Origin of the sequence: Rahnella variigena (genome assembly GCF_003610915.1) — a bacterium.
GTDB lineage: Bacteria > Pseudomonadota > Gammaproteobacteria > Enterobacterales > Enterobacteriaceae > Rahnella > Rahnella variigena.
Map to the genome: position 1 here is coordinate 156,941 of NZ_NSDJ01000002.1, position 22,152 is coordinate 179,092.

18 protein-coding genes are annotated in these 22,152 nt (G+C 54.0%); 9 read left to right on the plus strand and 9 right to left on the minus strand.

The window, feature by feature from the left end:
• Positions 1-26: 26 nt before the first annotated feature.
• Positions 27-1,349: a serine hydrolase domain-containing protein gene (locus tag CKQ54_RS22640; RefSeq protein WP_120162237.1), complete on the minus strand. Its 1,323-nt coding sequence runs from the start codon at positions 1,347-1,349 to the stop codon at positions 27-29.
• Positions 1,350-1,467: 118 nt separating this feature from the next.
• Between CKQ54_RS22640 and CKQ54_RS22645 the strand changes: the two genes are divergently transcribed.
• Entirely contained in the window at positions 1,468-2,364 is an 897-nt protein-coding gene (locus CKQ54_RS22645; RefSeq protein ID WP_120162238.1) for a LysR family transcriptional regulator, read from the plus strand.
• 138 nt (positions 2,365-2,502) lie between these two features.
• On the plus strand, positions 2,503-3,339 hold the full coding sequence (locus CKQ54_RS22650) for an alpha/beta fold hydrolase (protein WP_120162239.1): 837 nt from the start codon (positions 2,503-2,505) through the stop codon (positions 3,337-3,339).
• 305 nt (positions 3,340-3,644) lie between these two features.
• Here the strand turns inward: CKQ54_RS22650 and CKQ54_RS22655 are convergent, their stop codons facing one another.
• The 5 genes from CKQ54_RS22655 to CKQ54_RS22675 form a co-directional block, all read right to left on the minus strand.
• Positions 3,645-3,917 carry an ElaB/YgaM/YqjD family protein gene (locus CKQ54_RS22655; protein ID WP_112286543.1) on the minus strand — a complete coding sequence of 91 codons (273 nt, stop codon included), beginning with the start codon at positions 3,915-3,917 and terminating at the stop codon, positions 3,645-3,647.
• A 348-nt stretch (positions 3,918-4,265) separates the two neighbouring features.
• Positions 4,266-4,763: a YciE/YciF ferroxidase family protein gene (locus CKQ54_RS22660; RefSeq protein WP_120162240.1), complete on the minus strand. Its 498-nt coding sequence runs from the start codon at positions 4,761-4,763 to the stop codon at positions 4,266-4,268.
• Between the two features lie 344 nt (positions 4,764-5,107).
• Complete coding sequence (treY, locus tag CKQ54_RS22665) at positions 5,108-7,633, minus strand: malto-oligosyltrehalose synthase (RefSeq protein WP_120162241.1); 2,526 nt, start codon at positions 7,631-7,633, stop codon at positions 5,108-5,110.
• Positions 7,634-7,635: 2 nt separating this feature from the next.
• Positions 7,636-9,417, minus strand: a complete 1,782-nt coding sequence (gene treZ, locus CKQ54_RS22670; protein ID WP_120162242.1) for a malto-oligosyltrehalose trehalohydrolase — start codon at positions 9,415-9,417, stop codon at positions 7,636-7,638.
• Positions 9,418-9,570: 153 nt separating this feature from the next.
• Positions 9,571-9,762 (minus strand): hypothetical protein, encoded by a 192-nt coding sequence (locus CKQ54_RS22675; RefSeq protein ID WP_112286547.1) that lies wholly within the window; start codon positions 9,760-9,762, stop codon positions 9,571-9,573.
• 305 nt (positions 9,763-10,067) lie between these two features.
• Here CKQ54_RS22675 and CKQ54_RS22680 point away from each other — a divergent pair, with 305 nt between their 5' ends.
• Entirely contained in the window at positions 10,068-11,174 is a 1,107-nt protein-coding gene (locus CKQ54_RS22680; protein ID WP_120162243.1) for an ABC transporter substrate-binding protein, read from the plus strand.
• 129 nt (positions 11,175-11,303) lie between these two features.
• Here CKQ54_RS22680 and CKQ54_RS22685 read toward each other — a convergent pair whose 3' ends face one another.
• A complete protein-coding gene (locus CKQ54_RS22685) occupies positions 11,304-12,089 on the minus strand; it encodes a MipA/OmpV family protein (RefSeq protein ID WP_120162244.1) in 786 nt (261 codons plus the stop codon).
• A 124-nt stretch (positions 12,090-12,213) separates the two neighbouring features.
• Here CKQ54_RS22685 and CKQ54_RS22690 point away from each other — a divergent pair, with 124 nt between their 5' ends.
• The 6 genes from CKQ54_RS22690 (at position 12,214) to btsR (ending at position 20,888) form a co-directional block, all read left to right on the plus strand.
• On the plus strand, positions 12,214-12,909 hold the full coding sequence (locus CKQ54_RS22690; protein WP_120162245.1) for a response regulator: 696 nt from the start codon (positions 12,214-12,216) through the stop codon (positions 12,907-12,909).
• Entirely contained in the window at positions 12,906-14,087 is a 1,182-nt protein-coding gene (locus tag CKQ54_RS22695) for a sensor histidine kinase (RefSeq protein WP_120162246.1), read from the plus strand. Before CKQ54_RS22690 ends, CKQ54_RS22695 begins: the two co-directional genes overlap by 4 nt.
• Positions 14,088-14,182: 95 nt before the next feature.
• Positions 14,183-15,325 carry an efflux RND transporter periplasmic adaptor subunit gene (locus tag CKQ54_RS22700; protein WP_120162247.1) on the plus strand — a complete coding sequence of 381 codons (1,143 nt, stop codon included), beginning with the start codon at positions 14,183-14,185 and terminating at the stop codon, positions 15,323-15,325.
• Positions 15,322-18,387 (plus strand): efflux RND transporter permease subunit, encoded by a 3,066-nt coding sequence (locus tag CKQ54_RS22705; RefSeq protein ID WP_120162248.1) that lies wholly within the window; start codon positions 15,322-15,324, stop codon positions 18,385-18,387. Before CKQ54_RS22700 ends, CKQ54_RS22705 begins: the two co-directional genes overlap by 4 nt.
• A 99-nt stretch (positions 18,388-18,486) precedes the next feature.
• Positions 18,487-20,175: a sensor histidine kinase gene (locus tag CKQ54_RS22710; RefSeq protein ID WP_112286554.1), complete on the plus strand. Its 1,689-nt coding sequence runs from the start codon at positions 18,487-18,489 to the stop codon at positions 20,173-20,175.
• The gene (btsR, locus tag CKQ54_RS22715) at positions 20,169-20,888 is read left to right on the plus strand and encodes a two-component system response regulator BtsR (protein ID WP_120162249.1); all 720 of its coding nucleotides are present in this window, start codon (positions 20,169-20,171) and stop codon (positions 20,886-20,888) included. Before CKQ54_RS22710 ends, btsR begins: the two co-directional genes overlap by 7 nt.
• Before the next feature lie 31 nt (positions 20,889-20,919).
• Here btsR and yjiA read toward each other — a convergent pair whose 3' ends face one another.
• Both yjiA and CKQ54_RS22725 read right to left on the minus strand, forming a co-directional pair.
• Positions 20,920-21,882 (minus strand): GTPase, encoded by a 963-nt coding sequence (yjiA, locus tag CKQ54_RS22720; protein ID WP_120162250.1) that lies wholly within the window; start codon positions 21,880-21,882, stop codon positions 20,920-20,922.
• Between the two features lie 48 nt (positions 21,883-21,930).
• Positions 21,931-22,134, minus strand: coding sequence for a YbdD/YjiX family protein (locus tag CKQ54_RS22725; RefSeq protein WP_120162251.1), 204 nt, complete (start codon positions 22,132-22,134; stop codon positions 21,931-21,933).
• Positions 22,135-22,152: the final 18 nt, after the last annotated feature.

The window sequence follows — 22,152 nt, forward strand, 5'->3', positions numbered from 1 at the left end:
AGCAACCCTGGTTTTTTTGGATCTGATTAACGTAACTGCTGTGCGATGGCGCTGTACATCAGCGACGCTTCCAGCGGTTGCGCGCTGAAATCAGGTTCTGCCTGCGGCCATGTTGACCACTGAACAATAACCAGATTTTCAGCGCGGTTCACCATAATCACCTGACCATAAATACCCAGCGCCCACATCGAACCTTTTAGCGATTCAGACGGCGCTGGCGTGACGTTTTTGGCATTGGCGGGGACGGCATTATTCCACCACTGATAGCCGTACATGCCTTCCGGATGCGCAGCTGAAACCGAATTCTTCGCCTTATTCCAGTCTGCCGCCTGTTCCAGCCAGTGTTCAGGCAGACTTGTTTTACCGTCCGGCAACTGGCCGCCGCTCATTACAAACTCGCCGAAACGTCCCCAGTCTTCTAACGTCGCGTTAAAGCCGTGCGCCCCTACGTCATGTTTTCCCTGCTGATACGAGTGCCAGACGCCATCCTGGGCCATGCCGTAAGGCTGCCAGAGGGTTTTTTCCAGATATTTCGCCAGCGGCTTACCGGTGGCTTTTTCCAGCACATCGCCCAGCAGCCATGCACCGCCAGAAGAATACGACCAGGATTCACCCGCCGAATGCGCGCGTTTCAAACCCGTAATGATTTTACGAACGCAATCGTAGGTGCCCGGCTGCGCTTCACATTGGGTGAGATGAGCAAAATCTGATTCAGGATTAGTGTAGTCCTCATTCCATGCCACGCCGGAGGTGTGCTGAATAAGCTGGCGCAGCGTGACGCCTTCCCACGCGGTGCCTTTGAGGTCCGGCTCGTAATCGGTGATGAGGTCATTCAGTGATTTGATTTTTCCCTCTTTGATCGCAATCCCGACCAGTGTTGACACCACGGATTTCCCTACAGAACGCGATGTCCACAAGGTGTGGTCTGTATTGCCTTCGCCCAGATATTTGTACGCGATTTTGCCGTTCTTCAGCACAAGCATGCCGGTTACATTTTCACGCTTCAGGTAATCCTGCAGCGTATAGGTTTTACCGTTCACGCTGTACGTCGGATCCTGAAGTTGTTTTTCTGCCTGTACGAATGGCGTAGCCTTGCCATGACGGAAAACGTCGCCAGCATAATTGCGGTAGTCGTTACGAAAACCGATGACACGGGCGGCCTGATCCCAGTTCAGCATGTCTTTGGTATCCGGCAGCGTCTTATCGAATGGCGTCGGACAGTTGCTGAGTTTGATACCGCCGCAGTCCAGTGGTTGTTCTGCAGAAGCAGGCGTCATAAACGAGACTGCTGCACTCATGGTTACAGCCAGCATCAGAGGTTTTAGGAGGGGATGATTCCATGTTTTCATGTTTTCACTTATCCATCGGAGTATCGGGAAACATGAGTATAAGGAGGGTAAATGATTTAAAAAAATCAGCTGATGGGGGAAAATCCCCCAATAAAATGACATTTACAGGGAGCAGAACATGTCAGCGTTACGTTATTCCTTCTCACAGATAGAGGCTTTTGCCTGCGTTGCTGAAATGGGCAATTTATCCCGTGCCGCGTTATCACTGGGTAAGGATCGCACCACGCTGCGTGATTTAATTGATTATTTCGAAGACGCGCTGGGGTATCCGCTGTTTATCCGTCAGGGGCGCACGCTGGTGCTGACGGAGCAAGGGCAGCAACTCCACCGGCAGGCACATTTGCTGATGCGTCAGGCTCAGGCCTTTGAGTTTTACGCGCAGTCGCTGCCTCAGCCTGATCAGCAGGAACTGGTGATGGTCTACGACCCCTTCGTTTCGCAGGCGTTTATCGACGCTGTTATCGTGATGATGTCGAAAGAGGGGATCCGTTTCAGCGCATGGAGCGCATCGCGGGAAGAGGCCGAAGCGGCGCTGACTGCCGGGACGGCCCAGATTGCAGTCTGTCAGGCAAATAATCGTGCGCTGGGGATGGATATGGAATGGTGCGCGCTGGGCAATATTGAACTGGATTTTTACACCGCAAGCGGTTTGTTTCAGCATCAGCAGCGTCCGCTAACGTTGCTCAATCTTTCCCTGAAACCTCAGCTGGTCATGCATCACAAACAGGATGAGCAGATTGCCCGCCGGTTACAAATTTCGGGGCATACCCTGTATGTCAACGAGCGTTCTGCGCTGCGCAGTTTGCTGGAAAATGCGCAGGGGTGGGGATTTTTACCCACACATTATCAGGCATCGACATGGAAGGATGTGCAGGCGATTGAGACGGAAGTGGGCAATCAGGGACTGACCATTACGATGGTGGCTATCTGGCAGCCCGGTCAGACAAAGCAACCGGTCACTGGCAGATTAATCAGTGCACTGCCGGAATTATGGCGTAACAGCCTTCAGGGCTGAAGGATGTGATCGCCGGATAAATGTGCCCTCAGGCAGGCAATTTCAGCGGGCTTTGCTACGCTTTCTTAGCATCCTGTATCTGAACCTCGCCCTGCAAACCATACTGTTTTCCCGAAAATCTGCTGAGGAGTTCATTCTATGCCTTTTGTTAAAACGAAAGACGGAGTCAATATTTTCTTCAAAGACTGGGGTCCGAAAGACAAGCAACCGGTTGTTTTCCATCACGGATGGCCGCTGAGTGCGGATGACTGGGACAATCAGATGCTGTTCTTCCTGGCTGAAGGTTTTCGTGTGATCGCCATCGACCGTCGCGGACACGGGCGTTCGGATCAGACCAGTGAAGGTAACGATATGGATCACTATGCGTCCGATGCTTCCGCTGTCGCCGAGCATCTTGACCTGCATGATGCGGTGCATATCGGTCATTCAACGGGCGGAGGACAGGTTGCCCGCTATGTGGCGCAATATGGCCAGCCGCAGGGACGTGTGGCGAAAGCTGTGCTGATCAGCGCGGTTCCGCCGCTAATGGTGAAGACTGATGCTAATCCCGACGGTACACCGATTGCCGTCTTCGATGGTTTTCGCAGTGCGCTCGCCGCGAACCGTGCGCAGTTTTATTTAGACGTCGCTTCCGGACCTTTCTACGGGTTTAACCGCGACGGGGCAGAAGTGTCACAAGGCACCATCAATAACTGGTGGCGTCAGGGTATGACCGGCAGCGCCAATGCGCATTACGAAGGGATCAAGGCATTTTCGGAAACTGATCAGACCGACGATCTGAAAGCCATTACTGTGCCGACGCTGGTCTTGCAGGGGGATGATGATCAGGTTGTGCCCTATAAAGATGCTGCTCTCCTGCAGGATAAACTGCTGGCAGACAGCACCCTGAAGATTTATCCGGGCTATCCTCACGGTATGCACACCACACACGCCGACGTGATCAATAAGGATATTCTGGCGTTTATCCGCGGATAATTCCTGCGTCATTTACGTGAAACATTTTTGTTTACAAAGACCCGCTGAAATGGCGGGTTTTTTCTGCAAGGCATAAAAAAGCCCGTCAGGGGAAACGGGCGTTTTTAAGGTTACAAGGGGAAGTCTTGAGATTTCTGTAGGTTGCTACAGAGATGCTCACTATACACTCCCACTGTGACAGAAATGTGTAGGAGAATTCTGGTTCTCACGACAAAGCGTGGCGCGTACGGTGGCGGGATTGCGTCTTTCGGGCAATAAAAAAGGCCCGAAGGCCTTTTTTATGCGGACTATGCCAGCTTACTCACTTACTTACGGCCAAGCAGTAAACCCAGCACAACACCAATTGCGCCTGCCGCGATCAGACCGGACAGGGGATTTTCTTTGATCTTCTCCGCGACGTCAGAGACGACTTCACCGGCCTGAGCCGAGTATTTCCGCGCTGCGCCTTTAATCTGGTGCTTAGGAGAATCAACAAAATCGCCAAATTGTTTCTGTGCTTCACCGGCAAGCTGCTTGCCTTTGTCTTCGAGTTTATCTGCCAGATGGTTTGCGTCTGCATCGATATCATGTGATGACATATCTCTATCTCCTTTAGTTAACCGTTATTAAGCGTAGTCGAGATTTTAAGGTTGTGGCGTTAATACAGAATAAAAAATCGGATATGCTGTAAGGATATGTTAATGGCTGAGATTTTTCTTATTTTGTCTGAAGACTCATTTTTAAGAGTAATGTCCATTGCCTGATGGGATTTGAGTATTTGCAATGTCTGTTAGTAATGAATGAAAATTGTGATATTTCCCTTTTACTTGACATCGAATATTCAATTATCCCTGGGGCTTTCTTTTAACGTCATTCTTTTATTATCAGAAAGAAAAAGTGATTTCCGGATAAATACTACCCGCCTTTAGGGCGGGCATTATCATGCACTAACGGGTTTTGCTGGCGGAAGTCGATTCAGATTCAGCTATCGCCGTTAATTTAATATCGGCATTTTTTTCTTCCTGCAAAGTGGCTTCCAGAAGTTTGGCCGCTTTGGTATAACCCAGTTTTTTTGCCAGTGCGGCTAAGGTGCCGTAGGTAGCAATTTCATAATGCTCCACTTTTTGTGCGGCACCGATAAGGCCTGCATCCAGCACTTCACCTTTTTCTACAGAATCAATCAGTTCTTGTGCTTCCTCTACCAGGCCTTCCATCGCATGGCATTTCATTCGTTTAATGCGCAGTTCGTCGGAGGACTCTACAACCTGATCCAGTCTTTCAATCTGACCCTGTGTTTCTTCCAGGTGAGACTTAAACGCCTCGACCAGTTTGGGATCCGTCGCAGCGCGTGCCATTTTAGGCAGCGCTTTAGTAATTTGACGTTCTGCGCTGTAAACGTCAGATAAATCATGAATAAAGAGTTCTTTCAGATTTGTAATAGACATTTTATTTTCCTGTGGGTTATTTGTGACATCCCCTTTAGCTTAGCGGTATTATAATAAATGACTGTGAATTAAGAATTTTCTCAGGTGGAATTTAACGTTTCTGTAAAAAAGAAAATTTAAAGGTATGACGTTATTTTAAAGCACTATTTTTTTAGAAATAACTGCTTTGGATAATATTTTTTAAAATGGTCTTTTTAATACCATTCCTACCGTTAGGTCATGATTTTGCGGTTGATGTTATTTACTTTAAGGCGGTTGAGGAAGATGCGTAAATTAAAATAAAATAAGATGTTGCAATGAATATAAAAAACATTGCAACACCTCTTCTTTCTTTTCAGAACTCCTCAGCCAACTGAAACAGAACATAGCACGACCGGCTGATCACGCGGCCAGGTACTGAGATCCAGCCGGTCAGTCACGTGGATTTCTCTGCCGCTGAGCAGGTCACAACAGGTGCGGTGAGCCAGTGATTCTGGCAGCAGCACCTGCGTATCAACTTCCTCTGCGGGCTGAGTAAAGCCAACTTTTTGCTCATTAAAAACCAGACGGGGCGCGGCGACAATCACCGCTTCACCGTTTGCCTGCCGCGCAAAAGCGATGACCTTACCGGCGTGGTCGCCAGTCGTTTCCAGCGGGAGATAATCCCCTTGCAGAAAAAGCGCGGTTTTTTGCTGACGATAACGGGCAAGAACGGCAACGATATGTTGTTTCAGCTGCCCGCTTGTCCATGCGGTTTCATCGTTCCATGCTGGTTTTTCCCCCTGAACCAGCAGGCGCTTCAGCTCACCGAAATCAGGCAGACGCCGGTTATCCGGATCCACCAGACTGAAATTGAGCACTTCGCTGCCCTGATAAATATCCGGGACACCCGGCGCGATCATTTTGATCACCGTTTGGGTCAGACTGTTCACCAGCCCGGCGCGGATAAAGGGACGGATGGCAGCATAAAAATCATTCAGAAACAGACTGTTATCCGGAGAAAGAAGATGACGGGCATAGCCGAGTACGGCGTTTTCATAATCATCGTTGCTGTCACCCCAGCTGGTACGAAGCTTGGCTTCACGCAGCGCCTTTTCTACAAATAGCTGGAATCTTTCATTGAGTTCACGCAAACCTTCTTCATCGGCCGGATGCAGTGTTGCCGGCCATGCACCGGCCAGCGCCTGATAAAGCATCCATGCGCCGGTCAGTTTCGGTGCGGGGCCGTCGGGCAAGGTGATGACTTTCGACTGATTCATCTGATGCCAGCGGGTGACATTTTCGGCCCAAAGTTCCGGCGCTTCGGTGAGGGTAAACAGTCTGGCGCGGGCATCTTCGCCGCGTTTGGTATCGTGAGTTGACGTGGTGGAGAGTGCTGCCGGTTGTTCCCCGAGTCGACGGGCCATTTCCTGATGGAACCGGTCGAGGGAAAACCTGCGCAGCAGAGGCTCTGCGCCCACTTCGTTCAGGGCCAGATCCATGTGCTGGCGGAAGAACAGCGTGTCCTCCACGGATTTCGCCATCAGCGGCCCCGTCAGTTGCTGGAAGCGGGTGCGGAACTGGTCAGCCTGACCGGATACGGACTCCGGTGTTTGCGCACAGAGAATACGAGCCAGAAATTCGAGAATATCCGCCGGTACGGCAAGCGATGAGGTGGTGATCTTCCCGATAATGTTATGCAGCAGGGCAGCGTCATCGGCGGGCAGTCCACGCGATGTGCCATAAGTGCGATACACCGGGAAGGCGATCAGCAGTTCACGCAGCGCTGCCCGCAGGGTGTTGGCATCCCAGGTGTGGTCTTCCGCTTCTGCAATATTCAGCGCCAGCTGGCACAGCGTAGTGAATTCCCCTTCGAAATTTTTCTCCACCATCATCAGTTTGGCGGCGCGCAATTCTTCGCGCATATCCACCGGCTTGCCGACCACGTTTTCATACAGATTGCGCAGCACCGCGATGTTTTCATCTTCGACCAGCACATCGGAAAGTGCGGCGATAAATTCATAACCGGTGGTGCCGGAAACCGGCCAGTCAGCGGGCAGACGTTCGCCTTTACCGAGGATTTTCTCCACCGTGATGTAGCAATCCGCACCGGCCTTTTCCCGCAGACGTTCAAGATAAGCTTTTGGATCGGCAAGACCGTCCACATGATCCACCCGTAACCCGTCCACCGCGCCGGAATGCACCAGTTCGAGGATCAACCGGTGCGTATCATCGAATACCGCGTCATCTTCCACCCGCACGCCCGCCAGACCGGTAATTTCAAAAAATCGCCGGTACGAAAGCTCACGCGGCGCATCGCGCCATGACATCAGCCGGTAGGGCTGGCGCTGATGTAACTCCGCCAGCGCGCCGTTATCCGGCGTAGCTGCGCTGGCGTCGTGCGTGTCTGGGGCAAGGGGATAGTACGTGTCGAAATAGGCGAGTGCAGGCTGACCGGTTCGGGGATCCGGCTTCAGGGTGATTTCACCTTTTTCAAGCACCTCTTCAAACGTATCGCCGAGAAAAGGCAGGGTCAGCCGCTGCGACCAGTCGATATCAAAATGCCGTGCATAACGGCTTTTTTCGCCGTGTTCAATCACGTCACGCCACCATGGGTTTTCCAGCGACGCGGCCATATGATTCGGCACGATATCGAGGATCAGTCCCAGACCAGCGGCTTTCAGCGCCTGCGACAAACGGTCAAATCCCGCACGTCCGCCAATTATCGGATCGATTTCGTTGGCGTCGGTAATGTCGTAGCCATGCGTGGAATCGGAAGTCGCAGTAAAAATCGGTGAAGCATATAAGTGGCTGATCCCAAGTCGCTTTAAATAAGGAACCAGTGCCACTGCTTTATCAAAATCCATGCCATCGCGGAACTGAATGCGGTAGGTCGCGGCGGGTATGTTCACATTTATTCTCCCCTGAAAAGACGGACGATGACGGAGCCGGGTTCTGACGCTTCTGTCGATTCGGGCCAGGCAAACAGCGTTTCACCCGGCTGGTCCGGCAGCGGTTGTGTGGTTTCCCCGAGATTGAGGGTCAGAGACAGGATGCCTTTAGGGAATGTCCAGGTGACGGCGAGCATACCGTCCGTGGCCTGCACTATTTTGCCTACGTTGCCCTGCACCGGCGTGAGTAACGGCACGACATATTCACGACGCAGCTGGAGCAATGTGCGGGTCAGCGCCAGGCTGTCGGCGCCATCAGGGCTGGCGGGCTTCTGCCAGTCCAGTTTAGAGCTTTCGAACGTCGCTACGGCGTTAGGATCGGGCACGCTTTCATTGCCATATCCGCTGTGACCTTCGAATTCTCTGGCGCGTCCTTCGCGAACAGCCTGCGCAAGATCACCCTCGAAATCGGTGAAAAACAGGAACGGATGGGTTTCGCCGTACTCTTCGCCCATAAATAACAGCGGGATATGAGGTGAAAGCAGTAATGCGGCCAGCATGGCGCGTGTTTTACGTTCACCTGCCAGCGTGATCACACGGTCGCCCTGTGCGCGGTTGCCAATCTGATCGTGGTTTTGGATGAAATCGACAAAGGCGACCGGTGGCTGATCGCGGCTCTTTTCTCCGCGAGGCTTGCCACTTTGCGGGGAAATTTCGCCCTGATACGCAAACCCTTCCGCGAACGCGCGGGCGGCTAACCCGAGGGGATCGGCGGCGAAATCCTGATAATAGGCGTGCGTTTCACCGGTACTGAGAACGTGGACCGCGTTATGTAAGTCATCATTCCATTCAGCGGTAAACAGCGGGACATCACCTGCGGGCGTGCGCGGATGCAAAGAGGTAATATTGCGGCTGTCTTCGGTGGTCAGATGCACGTGGCGGCCGGTGATTTCTGTGCGAATACGCCGGGCGATCTCCGGCAGAATATGCGGGTCTGAGGCGTCTTTCATCTGATCGACCGCGTCAAAACGCAGCCCGTCAAGCTGATACTCCTTCAGCCAGTAAAGCGGCGCATCGGTGATGTACTGACGGGCACCTTCCTGATCATAAGCAATGCTCGCGCCCCAGGCGGTCTGGCGTTCAGAATCGAAAAACTGCGGCGCCAGCAAGGGCAGATAATTGCCCTCAGGGCCGAAATGGTTGAGCACAATATCGAGCACCACCGAGATGCCGTGACCGTGCGCCGCATCCACAAAAGCTTTGAAATCATCCGGTGTGCCGTAAGCAGAATGCGGCGCATAGAGCAACACGCCGTCATATCCCCAGCCACGATCACCGCCAAACTGCGCCAGTGGCAACACTTCTATCATGGTAATGCCGGTTTCAGCCAGATAAGGCAATTTCTCCATCGCCGCTGCGAACGTGCCCTGTGGGGTAAATGTGCCGACATGAAGCTCATAAATCACCGACTCTTCCCACGGACGTCCTTTCCAGTCAGCGTTCTGCCACTGATAGCTTTCTGATGACGTGACCAGCGAAGGGCCGTTGACGCCTGCCTGCTGGGCACGGGAAGCGGGATCAGGCACCGCCATGCCATCGGCCAGAATAATCTGGTATGCCTCACCGGCAGAAACACCGGTTGCTACCTGTTCAAACCAGCCGTCTTCAGCAGCGGACATTTCTGTGTCCTTGCCGGAGAGCCGCAAGGTTAATTTTGCCTGACCCGGTGCCCAGACCCGAAAGTGAACCGTACCGGCAGCAATGAAATTAGCCCCCCAGCTGGTGGTGAATGCGTTGAAATGCATCGCGTTACCTCGCATAAAAATGGGCGATCAAAAGGTCAGTTAGCCAACGAATAATAATGATAGTCGAGGATGACGCGGATGGGAGGCTTCAGGCATCAGGCCCCGGTTAAGGCCGGGGCGTTAAGGGTAAGTGTGATGAAACCGGTGCTGGCATCAGGACGATGAGGTGAAAAACACGATGGAAATAATGAAAGAAACGACGGTCCCGATGAGCAACATACATTTGCTCGGCGTGAAGAACTTCTTGTTCTGATTGGCTTTATAAGCCTTGAGTAATAACCACAGCATCACGATGCCAATGATAATAAATATTACGCCACCCGATATACTCGCGACTGGAGCCATATAAGTATCCTTCTCGTCGGTAAAATTTAATTATAGCTCAGCATCAGAGAAGCGTTTTTGAAGCGAATATTAACGGTTCATCGGCAATACTGGCATCAGACGATATGACATGCCCGGCCTGCCGCAGCGTCCGGTTCAGACTGTACTGAAGCCGCCGATCAAATGTATAATATCCTGCCGCGATAATGACATAGCGGAACTACCGTTTTGCAGTGACTTAAGTGAAATAAAGCGTTTAATAAATGGGTTTTTATAAAATGGCGTTCAGCCTCAGATAATAATCACACAATACCTAAGGGAATTAAATGAAGTTTCTTCATACTCTGCTTTTCATGCTGTCAGTGGTGATTACCGGACAGGCCAGTGCGGCAACAACCACCCTGACCGATGTACTGGGAAATAAAATAACCTTAAATACCCCGGTAAAAAGAGCGGTATTAGGTTTCTATTTTGAAGACTATATGGCGGTTGGCGGTGAACAGGCGTTTGACCATATTGTCGGTATCTCCCGCGAAGCCTGGCACGGCAAAGTTCCGGCGAACTGGGATATGTACATTAAACACCGTCCCTCCATTGCCGACATCCCGGATATTGGCGAAATCGATCTGCATAACGTGTCACTGGAAAAAGTGATCAGCCTGAAACCGGATGTGGTCATTTTAGCCAGCTGGCAGTATGCCGCCCTGAAATATGAAGTCACACAACTTCAGAGTCTGAACATCCCGGTTGTGGTGCTCGATTACAATGACCAGACGGTGGAAAATCATGTGAAATCCACCGAAATCATCGGGATATTAACCGGTCAGACTGAGCGTGCGCATGAGCTTGCTCAGCTTTATAAAAATAACATCACGCTGATTGAAGACCGCATCAAACAGGCAAATCTGCCGAAACCAAAAGTCTACATTGAGTTTGGCAATAAAGGTCCGGCGGAGTATTCGTTTACCTATGGCGAAAATATGTGGGGCGTGATGCTGCGTCTCGCGGGTGGTGAAAATATCGCGGCGCCGTTTGTTAAACAGTGGGGCGAAATTAACCCTGAGCAGTTACTGGTCGCTAAACCGGATGTCATTTTTATTTCCGGCCGGGAAAATAATAAGGTCGATACCGCATTAGAAATGGGTATTGGCGTCAATGAAGCCACGGCGAGAAAAAAACTGAACGGGTTCGCGCATCGTGACGGCTGGAGTTCATTACCGGCCATTAAGAATGACAGACTCTTCGGCGTTTATCAGGGCGCATCACGGACGCTGGTAGATTTCACTATGGTGCAGTTTATTGCCAAATCTCTTTATCCGGATTTATTTAAGGATATTGATCCGGTGAAAAACTATCACGATTATTACACAAAATATCTGCCTGTTATGCCGGTGGGAACCTTTGCGTTATCGGCCAGTGCTGAGCAGCAGTAATTATTCCTGATAACCGATCGTTGCTGTTAATCCATCGCCGCGATACGTTGCGGCGATGAGTCAGTCATCTCATGGGATGCCGCCCTGTCGCCGCGTACATTTCAGTGACCGCGAATTAAAAGGGATGAATTAAAAGGTATAAAGCACCGCCAGATTAAAAGTTGTCCCGCCGCGTTTTTCCACTATCGGACTGTCAGCGGCTTTATCGTCCAGCCAGGTGTAATCCGCACTGACCAGACCGCTCCAGTTCGGGGTTAACTGATGGCTCCAGGTCAGGCTGCTGTCCACGCCATAGAATCCTCCGGCGGCCTGATAAGCCCCAAAATGACTGCGACTGCTTTGCTCGCGGCTTACACCATAAAAGGTATTCATGTAGCGCCGGTCGCCAAAGAGCGCCGCCGACTGGAGCGCGACGGTGTCCGTATCATTCTGAAGCGGGAGTAACGTTACGGAAGTCTGATAATGCACGCCTTGCCCGTCGGTCAGCGGCAGGGTCGCTTTGCCTTCAAAAGACAGCCACGGTGTGGCTGACCAGCCCACGGCAAGGGCCGTGTTGGCGGTCGCATCAATATGCCCCATACCTTTGAGTTTTGCCGAGCCATCCCGCCACATGGAATTTTTGTCCGTACGTCCGAGGCTGTATCCCAGCGTATGTTCCAGATACAGGCCGTTATCCGTCTGCAAGTCATAGCCGATGCCTTTGAGCGAGTCGAAGAAAAACGCTCCGTCCCGCGCCTGAATAACAGGCGCAACCAGCCAGTTACGCTCACCGGAACCACTGTAACGCGGCGCGTTCTGCGCGCCCATTCCCACCGTGAAGGTGGTCGCTGGCGGGGTGTCATCGGCCAGTGTTTTAAGCACTGTCGCGGACAGGGCGAAACAGGTAATGTGCAGTATTAGTTTTCTGGATATCATGTAATTCCTCATCACCCAAACGTATGGTTCGTAGCGGATTGCAGCCGCGCCTGAAACCGAAGTATGAAGAGGCAGTGTCAACAAACTGTCGGGGATTTATGAAGAAACCGTCAAGGCGACAAACATGCAAACAACACGAGTCCTGATCATTGAAGACGATGCCGATGCGGCAGACGTTCTCGATGCCTATTTACAACGTGAAGGGTATGAGGTGCAGATTGCGGGCGACGGCATTTCCGGGCTCGACAAAGCATTGCGCTGGAAGCCCGATCTGGTGCTGCTGGATGTGATGCTGCCGGGCATGAGCGGCACCGACGTGCTGGCGACCCTGCGGCGGGAAACCCGTACGCCGGTGATTATGGTGACGGCGATGGGCGATATGCCGGACAAAATTGGCGCGCTGCGGGAAGGTGCCGATGACTACGTGGTTAAACCTTATAATCCCGGCGAAGTGGTGGCGCGGGTGCAGGCCGTGCTCCGGCGCACTGCGTCCGGTGAAAAAGATTCAGCAACCCTGCGCTGGCAGGCGCTTGAGGTGGATGTTGATGCGCTTACCGCCGCCGTCAGCGCCCCGGCGGGTGAAAACCGCTATCTGGATTTAACCCCGACCGAATTCAGCATTCTGAGCACCCTGATGCGCGCCCCGACGCGGCCGTTTTCGCGCCAGTATTTGCTTGAGCAATGCCTGCCCGAGAGTGAGGCGCTGGAAAGGGTAGTCGATACGCATGTCTATAACTTGCGTAAAAAGCTTGAATCAGCGGGCATCCTGAATGTGCTAGTCAACGTCCGCGGCGTGGGCTACAGGTTCAGACAGCCATGATACGCTTACACTATCAGTCTTTATGGCGCTGGATCTGCGTGCGCATTCTGACACTCGCCATCGGCAGCGTGGTTGTGATTGCGCTGTGTATGTGGCTGCGGTTTGTGATCGAAAACCTGTGGGTTTTGCATCATATGTCTCCTGCGATGCGACAGGAGTTTGAGGTATTGCGCAATAACCCTGAACTCAATCTTTCGCGTTTTCATGAGATTGTGGATCTGGGCTGGGGAGCGCGTTACTCGGATCCTTCTATCGCGTCAGCTGACTGGATCATGGTCGCCATTCTGGTGCTGGTGGTCATTCCGTTTATCGCGATTTTGGGATTAAAAGCCGCGCGGCCGCTTTCCTCGCAGTTTAGCCGTCTGGCGCAGGTGGCCCGTGCGGTAACCAAAGGGGATTTCAATACTCAGGCTGAACCGGTGAAAAATGCCCCCGCAGAACTGGTGCAGTTCACCGATGATTTTAACGCCATGATGCTGCAACTCTCGCGCTACGAGCGTGAACTGCGGGCATCGCATGTCGCGATGGCGCATGAGCTGCGTTCACCTCTGACGGCGGCGGTTGGGCGGTTGCAGGGGATGCTCGACGGCGTATTTCCGCCGGAGCCACGCCAGTTGCAGATGGTAATGAAACAGCTTCTGCACCTGAACCGGCTGATTGACGAACTGCATCTGCTTTCTCTGGCGGATGCCGGTCAGCTGAATCTGAGCAAAACGCCGCTGGATCTCACTGAACTGTTGCGCGAACGGGTTGCGTGGCTGAAACCGCAGTCAGCGGAGGCCGGTTTTGACATCCTCCTCACAACTGAGACTCCTTGCCGTTATGTTGGCGACCCGTTCCGTCTCGGGCAGGTATTTACCATTCTGATGGAAAATGCGCTGCGTTACGCACTGGAAGGGCGGCGTCTCGACATCACGGTCAGGCCGGAAAACGGCGGTTATGAGATAGCATTTCGGGACATGGGTCCGGCAGTCGATGACCATTTTCTGCCCGTCATGTTCGAGCGCTTCAGCCGGGCAGAATCTTCCCGCGCCCGGCATTCCGGTGGCAGCGGCCTTGGTTTATCCATTGCCCGCGCGATTTGTGAAGCCCACGGCGGGCGGATCAGTGCTGCGAAAAATGCGGGGGGCGGTCTGACCGTGACCGTCAGTTTACCTGTGCCGGAAAACGGACAATAAAAAAGACCGCGTCTTGACGGTTCCTTGATGAAATATCACGGGAATCTGGACAGTCAGTGGATTGAATAGCGATATCTCAATTCAGGACGACTGTTATGACCGTGACTTTGACTGATTATGTGCGCCACGCGGTGCGTCATCTGCACCCCTGTATTTGCCTGGCACCTCTCATCCCCGCAGCCTGTCTGCTGGTCCTGACTGTGATACTGACGGGCTGCGGGGATAAATCCCGTAAGCCCGCAGCGCCCGCACGCCCCGTCCGTGTGGTGATCGCCCCTTTACCCTCGGCATCCGCTACTGTGCCCCTGACCGGCGAAATCCGCGCTCAGGAAGAGGTGACGCTTGGGTTCCGGCTGGACGGTCGGGTGCTGAGCCGCGCGGTCGATGTCGGCGATCCCGTGGTGGCCGGGCAGGTGCTGGCAACGCAGGAAAGTGGCACCAGCCGTAATCAGCTCAACAGTGCGCAGGCCGATCTGGACAGCGCGCGGGCGGCAGAGCAGGTGGCGGCGCTGAATCTCAGGCGTATGCAGTTGCTGATGCCGGGTGGTGCTATCGCCCGCACTCAGCTCGACAGCGCGCAGTCTGACTGGCAGACCGCCCGCTCGCGACGTCTGAGCAGTGAGGATTCACTGAAAACCGCGCGGGAAAACCTTTCCTGGGCACAGCTTACGGCGCCAGCGGAGGGCGTGATCACACAGGTCAGTGTGGCGGCGGGACAAGTTGTCAGCGCCGGACAAACCGTGATGACACTTGCGTCGGGCCGCGGACGTGACGCGGTTTTCGACGTTGCCAGTCCGCAGTCCCTTTCTCAGCAAACCGGCGGCACTTTCAATGTCTCGCTGCTTTCTGACCCGTCTGTTGTGACGGCGGGACATTTACGCGACATCAGCCCGCAGGCCGATCCGCAAACCCGCACGTGGCGCGTTCGCCTGACGCTCGATAATCCGCCGCCCGCGATGGCGCTGGGCGCCAGTGTTCAGCTTTCACTTGTGCATGCCGGTAAGCCGGTGATCGCGTTACCTGCTTCTGCGCTGACCCGCGCCGGTGGCAATCCGGCCCTTTTTATCGTCAATACCCAAACACAGACGCTGCATCTGCGCCCCGTTGTTTTAGAGGGTTACAGCGCTTCAGACATCTTTATCTCTTCCGGTCTGAGCCCCGGTGAAAAGGTGGTGATCGCCGGAGTGAGTCAGTTGCGTGAAGGCGAGAAAGTGATGCCCGGTGAGAGTGCCGGATGAATCAGCGCCCCTCCTTACGTACCTTTAATCTTTCCGCCTGGGCGCTGGATCATCAGTCCCTGATGGCCTTTTTCATGCTGCTGTTAATGACCGCAGGGGTCATCAGTTATGAGCATTTACCGCGTAATGAGGATCCGGCATTCACTATTAAAACCGCCGTTGTGACCGCCCGCTGGCCGGGGGCTGACGTGGCGGATTCGGTCAGCCTGATGACGGATCCGCTGGAGAAAAAATTACAGGAAACGCCCTATCTGGATTACGTCCAGAGTGAAACCCGCGCCGGGCAGTCGGTTATTTTTGTTAATTTGCGCGATGACACACCGCCTGCCGCCGTGGCGGGGATCTGGTATCAGGTGCGTAAAAAGATGCAGGACATTGCCCCGTCGTTACCCGCAGGTGTGCAAACCAGCGTGAACGATGAGTTCGATGATACGTTTGGCACTATTTATGGTTTTACCGCCGAGGGCTATACGCCGCGTGAACTGCGCGACCGGGTAGACGATATCAGCCGCAGTCTGATGTCTTTGCCGGACATGGGTAAAACCAGTCTGCTGGGTGTGCAGGAGCAGAATATCGTGATTGCGTTTTCGCCCGCACAACTGGCGGGAATGGGGCTGGATTTACAGCAAATTACCGATGCGCTGAAAGCGCAAAACGCCGTCGAACCTTCGGGTGTTTTGCGCAGCGACCGTGACAATATCGCCTTGCGGGTGAGCGGTGCGCTGACGACGGAGCAGAGTCTGCGCGCGGTGACGCTGCATATCGCCGGGCGCTACATTCCGCTGACGGACGTCGCGACCATCAGCCGTCAGGATGCCGAACCGCCGTCACCGGTCTTTCGTGTCAACGGTAAACCGGCTATCGGGCTGGCTATTTCCATGGCGGCCAACGGCAATATGCTCTCCTTCGGCAAGGCGCTGAATGCGCGGATGGACGACATCAGCGCCAGACTGCCGCACGGCATTGAAATGAGTAAAGTCGCCGATCAGTCGGCAGTCGTTTCGCAAGCCGTCAGCGGCTTTATCCGGGTACTGATCGAAGCGGTAATGATTGTTCTGGCTGTCTCTTTTGTTTCGCTTGGCACCCGCGCCGGGCTGGTCGTTGCTGCCGCCATTCCGGTTGTGCTGGCGATGACATTTACCGGTATGTTGCTGGCGGGAATTGGCTTACAGCGGATTTCACTGGGAGCGCTGATTATCGCGCTGGGGTTGCTGGTCGATGATGCCATGATCACCGTCGAGGCGATGGTATCGCGCATTGAGGCCGGTGAGTCCAAATGGCGTGCGGCGACGTATGCTTTTGAAACCACTGCGTTCCCGATGCTGACCGGCACGCTGGTGATGATCGCTGGTTTTATTCCAGTCGGTTTCGCCGCCTCCAGCGCCGGTGAATATTGCTACTCGTTGTTTGCGGTGGTGTGTATCGCGCTGCTGTGCTCCTGGCTGGTTGCGATTCTTTTTTCTCCGCTGATGGGTTTGTGGATCTTGCCTGTAAAACAGGCTTCACAGGGGGGAAAAAGCAGCCGGCTGATGGGGTTGTATCAGCGCCTGCTGAATCAGGTACTGGCGCACCGCGGAATGACGATCGGTGTTGCCTGTCTGCTGCTGGGGCTGGCGGTGTATGCAACGACGTTTATGCAGGGCGAGTTTTTTCCGGCATCTGATCGCCCGGAACTGCTGGTAAGTCTGAGTCTGCCAGCTAACGCGTCGCAAGCGGAAACCGCCCGGCAAACTGCGCGGCTGGAGCAGGCGTTGCAGGGCAATCCTTATGTCGATCACTTTTCCAGCTACGTCGGATCCGGCGCGGTGCGATTTTATCTGCCGATGGATGTGTTACTGAATGACGAGAACACCGCGCAACTGGTGGTGGTCGCGAAAAGTCTGGATGACAGGGATAAGCTGAGTGCGCAGCTGGACTCGCTCCTGGTCCGGGATTTCAGCGATATCATTACCCGCGTTTCGCCGCTGGAACTGGGGCCGCCGGTGGGCTGGCCGGTAAAGTATCGGGTCAGCGGCCCCGCTTATGACAACGTCAGACAGATCGCGCAGCATCTCGCCAGCGTGCTGGGAAGCAGTCCGCTGACCCGCGAAGTGAATCTGACCGCCGGAGAACCGGAGCGGCTCATCACGTTGCAGGTGAATCAGACTGCGGCGCGGGCGGTGGGCGTCTCATCAGAAAGTCTGGCGGCATTGCTTAATACCGTATGGTCAGGCAGCGTCGTTACCACGGTCAGGGATAAAAACCGGCTGACCGATGTGGTTCTGCGGGCTAACGATCGTGAGCGGCTGGAGGTGGGCACGCTGTCGGGGCTGATGATCACCAGCGCAACGGGACAAAAAATACCGCTGAGTCAGGTTGCCACGCCGGTCTGGGGAATTGACGATCCGGTGGTCTGGCGGCGTCAGCGCCTGCCGTTTATCACCGTACAGACGGATTTAGCCGCGGGGCTGCGGGCAGAAGCGGTTTCACAGCAGCTTGCCCCTTTGGTTTCCAGCCTCCGTGCTTCGCTGCCTGCCGGATATCAGATTGAGGAGGGCGGAGCGGTGGCGGAATCAGATAAAGGCAACAGTTCGGTGTTCGCGGTGTTACCGGTCACCTTACTGATTATGATGACGTTGCTGATGATTCAGTTGCAGCGTTTTTCCCGCCTGTTGCTGGCGTTATTGATGGCGCCTTTCGGTCTGCCTGGCATCGTGCTGGCGATGCTGCCGACGGGTACTCCGATGGGATTTGTGGCTTTGCTGGGCATTATTGCTTTAGCAGGAATGATCATCCGTAACGCGGTGATCCTCATCAGCGAGGCCGATAACAATGTTCTCGCCGGGATGCGTGGCGATGAGGCCATCAAAGCCGCCGCCGTTCACCGGTCACGCCCGATCCTGCTGACAGCCTGTGCGGCAATACTCGGGATGGTGCCGATTGCTGAGCAGGTTTTCTGGGGACCGATGGCATACGCCATCATCGGCGGATTGCTGGTCGCCACTTTCGTGACGCTTACCGTATTACCGGCTGCCCTGAGTCTGGTGATGCAACGCGAGAAAATCCCGGGAGAGAAAATGTAATCCGTCAACCACCGCATTCCCGTTCTTCGGGCTGCTTCAAGGTAAATTTTTGCGCAACACGATATATTGCCCGCTTGTTGGATTTTGGACACTTTGGGAATGTACGAGTTTAATCTGGTGTTGCTGCTGTTACAGCAGATGTGCGTGTTTTTGGTGATCGCCTGGCTGATGAGTAAAACGCGGTTATTTATTCCGCTGGTTCAGGTCACGGTGCGCCTGCCGCACAAACTGTTGTGCTATATCACGTTTTCTATTTTTTGCATTATGGGCACCTATTTCGGGCTGCATATCGAGGATTCTATTGCCAATACCCGCGCGATCGGCGCGGTGATGGGCGGATTACTTGGCGGGCCGGTGGTCGGCGGATTAGTCGGCCTGACCGGCGGCATCCACCGTTATTCGATGGGGGGCATGACGGCGCTGAGTTGCATGATCTCCACCATCGCCGAGGGATTACTAGGCGGCCTGATCCACAGTGTTTTAATCAAACGCGGACGCATCGATAAGTTATTTAATCCGCTGGTGGCCGCTGGCGTCACCTTTGTGGCCGAAATTGTGCAAATGCTGATCATCCTGCTGATTGCCCGCCCGTTCACAGATGCACTCCATCTGGTCAGCAGTATTGCCGCGCCGATGATGGTGACCAATACGCTCGGTGCCGCCATGTTTATGCGTATTCTGCTGGATAAGCGGGCAATGTTCGAAAAATACACCTCGGCGTTTTCGGCAACAGCGCTGAAAGTCGCGGCCTCGACGGAAGGTATTTTGCGGCGCGGATTTAACGAAGAGAACAGCATGAAAGTGGCGCAGGTGCTGCTGAAAGAGCTGGATATTGGCGCGGTGGCGATAACCGATCGCGAGCGATTGCTGGCCTTTACCGGCATCGGCGACGACCATCATCTGGTCGGCAAACCTATTGCTTCTGACTATACCTGGCGCGCCATCGAGAACGACGAAGTGGTATACGCCGATGGCAACGAGATGCCTTACCGCTGTTCGCTGCATCCCAGCTGCAAACTGGGCTCGACGCTGGTGATCCCGCTGCGCGGCGAGAATCAGCGGGTGATCGGTACTATCAAATTGTACGAAGTGCGAAACCGGCTATTCAGTTCCATCAACCGCACATTGGGCGAAGGCATTGCCCAACTGCTGTCGGCACAGATCCTTGCCGGTAAATTCGAACAACAAAAAGCGCTGCTGGCGCAGTCTGAAATTAAGCTGCTGCACGCGCAGGTGAATCCGCATTTCCTGTTTAACGCCCTCAATACGCTGATGGCGGTGATACGCCACGACAGCGATAAAGCCGGGCAACTGGTGCAGTATCTCTCAACGTTCTTTCGCAAAAATCTCAAACGCTCTTCCGAGATTGTCACGCTGGCGGATGAGCTGGAGCACGTGAATGCCTATCTGCAAATCGAGCTGGCACGTTTTTCGTCGCGTCTGAACGTGGATTTACAGGTGCCGGATGCATTGTCTTTTCAGCATCTTCCGGCCTTTACTCTGCAACCGCTGGTGGAAAACGCCATAAAACACGGCACATCCCAGTTGCTGAGCAATGGCAATATCATCATTCGTGCTTACAGTGAGGGGCAGACAGTGATCGTCGAAGTGGAAGATAACGCCGGTTTGTATCAGCCGGAAGAAAGCGGTGACGGATTAGGCATGAGTCTGGTGGACAAGCGCCTGCGGGCGCGTTTTGGCGATGATTTCGGCATTACCGTCAACTGTAAACCGGATGATTTCACGCGTATTACGTTACGTCTGCCAGCGGAGGGCGCGCCATGCTAAGAGTGCTGATTGTCGATGATGAGCCGCTGGCGCTGGAGAATCTGCGCTTACAGCTTCAGGATGAAAGCGACATTGAAATTGTCGGCGAGTGTACCAATGCCATTGAAGCGATTGGCGTGATCCACAAAATCCGCCCTGACGTGGTGTTTCTGGACATTCAGATGCCGCGCATCAGCGGGCTGGAAATGGTCGGTATGCTCGATGAGCAGCACCGCCCGCACATCGTTTTTCTGACCGCCTTTGAGGAATATGCGGTGCAGGCGTTTGAACAGTGCGCGTTTGATTATCTGCTCAAACCCATCCAGACGCCGCGTTTACAAAAAACGCTGGCGCGTTTGCGGCTGGGTTTTCAGGAACAGGATGTCTCGCAGTTACCGCAATACCAGCAGCCGCTGAAGTTTATCCCCTGTCTGAGCAGCAACCGGATCTGGTTGTTGCAACTGGAAGATGTGGCATTCGTCAGCAGCCGCATCGGCGGGGTGTATGTCACCGGACAGGATGGCAAAGAGACATTTACGGAACTGACCTTACGCACGCTGGAAGTCCGTACGCCGTTGTTACGTTGTCACCGGCAGTATCTGGTGAATATGGATTATCTTAAGGAAATCCGCCTGGAAGATAAAAATCAGGCGGAGCTGTTACTGCGTGATGGTCAGGTCGTGCCGGTCAGCCGTCGCTATCTCAAATCGCTGAAAGAGACGGTGGGGCTGTAAACCCCGCCGGTTTTTCTTTTGGTCAGATCAATCAAGCCGGTCGCAGCCGGGCAAAAGCTTCGCGGATTTCGGTTTCAGGCAATTGCATACCGATAAACACTAACGCACTGCGCGGGGTTTCATCCGGCTGCCACGGGCGGTCCCAGTCGGCGCTGTACAGGCGCTGAACGCCCTGAAACAGCAGGCGGCACGGCTGATCTTCTATCCACAACATCCCTTTGTACCGCATCAGATTGTCGGCGAAGCTGGCCAGCAGTTCTTCCATCACCGCGGAAATGGCGGTCAGCGCCACCGGATAATCCAGCTCCACCACAATGGAGGAAACCGTGTTTTGCTGTGGCGCGACGCGATGGAACAGCGGTTTCGCGGCGATCACGTTTTCTTCGAGCATAAATCCGCGGGTATCAAACAACAGTGCCGGATCGATATCGCCCTGAACCATTTTATATACCGGCGCACGGGCATTAATACGTTGCAGCCGTTCTGTCAGTTCAGGGCATTCACCGGATACATCCGTTTTGGTCAGCAGGATGCGGTCGGCGTAACCAATCTGCGACTGTGCCAGCGGGAACTGATCCAGCTGCGACATGGCATGTACGGCATCCACCAGCGTGATAACGCCGTCTAAGACATAACGTTCACAGATGACTTCATGGGCGAAAAACGCCTGCAGGATCGGGCCGGGATCGGCCATGCCAGTGCATTCAATCATCAGCCGGTCAAACTGCACTTCGCCTTTATCCACGCTGTCGAGCAAATCCAGCAGCGCCGCTTCCAGCTCGCCCGAACGGGTGCAGCAAATACAGCCGTTGGATAAGGTGGTGATGCGCGTGGCGCGATCGCCAATCAGCTGGTTGTCGATGGGCATTTCGCCAAATTCATTCTCGATCACCGCAATTTTTATCTCTTGCTGCGTATGCAGAATCTGGCGTAAAAGCGTGGTTTTTCCGGCACCTAAAAAACCGGTTAATACTGTGACTGCAATCGGTGTCATGTTCGCTTTCCTCTTAACTACGGTGCTCTTTTTAACTTCAGCTACTTCTCAACAACAGCGCATTCCGCCTTTCCCGTCGCCGCCATAACGCGCCTGCTGGCGCTCGCGGAAAAACTCCTCGTAGGTCATCGGCGTGGTATCCGGGTGGTTGGTCTGCATATGCAGAACGTAAGTGTCGTAATCCGGTATGCCCACCAGCATACGCACGGCCTGACCGAGGTATTTCTTTGCCGCACCTAAGTTGTCAAACATACGTAATCCTCTGAATTA

Bases quoted from the DNA above. Each gene is read 5' to 3' on its own strand.
- CKQ54_RS22640 (WP_120162237.1), bottom strand. From the start codon at position 1,349: ATGAAAACATGGAATCATCCCCTCCTAAAACCTCTGATGCTGGCTGTA.
- CKQ54_RS22645 (WP_120162238.1), top strand. From the start codon at position 1,468: ATGTCAGCGTTACGTTATTCCTTCTCACAGATAGAGGCTTTTGCCTGC.
- CKQ54_RS22650 (WP_120162239.1), top strand. From the start codon at position 2,503: ATGCCTTTTGTTAAAACGAAAGACGGAGTCAATATTTTCTTCAAAGAC.
- CKQ54_RS22655 (WP_112286543.1), bottom strand. From the start codon at position 3,917: ATGTCATCACATGATATCGATGCAGACGCAAACCATCTGGCAGATAAA.
- CKQ54_RS22660 (WP_120162240.1), bottom strand. From the start codon at position 4,763: ATGTCTATTACAAATCTGAAAGAACTCTTTATTCATGATTTATCTGAC.
- treZ (WP_120162242.1), bottom strand. From the start codon at position 9,417: ATGCATTTCAACGCATTCACCACCAGCTGGGGGGCTAATTTCATTGCT.
- CKQ54_RS22675 (WP_112286547.1), bottom strand. From the start codon at position 9,762: ATGGCTCCAGTCGCGAGTATATCGGGTGGCGTAATATTTATTATCATT.
- CKQ54_RS22680 (WP_120162243.1), top strand. From the start codon at position 10,068: ATGAAGTTTCTTCATACTCTGCTTTTCATGCTGTCAGTGGTGATTACC.
- CKQ54_RS22685 (WP_120162244.1), bottom strand. From the start codon at position 12,089: ATGATATCCAGAAAACTAATACTGCACATTACCTGTTTCGCCCTGTCC.
- CKQ54_RS22690 (WP_120162245.1), top strand. From the start codon at position 12,214: ATGCAAACAACACGAGTCCTGATCATTGAAGACGATGCCGATGCGGCA.
- CKQ54_RS22695 (WP_120162246.1), top strand. From the start codon at position 12,906: ATGATACGCTTACACTATCAGTCTTTATGGCGCTGGATCTGCGTGCGC.
- CKQ54_RS22700 (WP_120162247.1), top strand. From the start codon at position 14,183: ATGACCGTGACTTTGACTGATTATGTGCGCCACGCGGTGCGTCATCTG.
- CKQ54_RS22705 (WP_120162248.1), top strand. From the start codon at position 15,322: ATGAATCAGCGCCCCTCCTTACGTACCTTTAATCTTTCCGCCTGGGCG.
- CKQ54_RS22710 (WP_112286554.1), top strand. From the start codon at position 18,487: ATGTACGAGTTTAATCTGGTGTTGCTGCTGTTACAGCAGATGTGCGTG.
- btsR (WP_120162249.1), top strand. From the start codon at position 20,169: ATGCTAAGAGTGCTGATTGTCGATGATGAGCCGCTGGCGCTGGAGAAT.
- yjiA (WP_120162250.1), bottom strand. From the start codon at position 21,882: ATGACACCGATTGCAGTCACAGTATTAACCGGTTTTTTAGGTGCCGGA.
- CKQ54_RS22725 (WP_120162251.1), bottom strand. From the start codon at position 22,134: ATGTTTGACAACTTAGGTGCGGCAAAGAAATACCTCGGTCAGGCCGTG.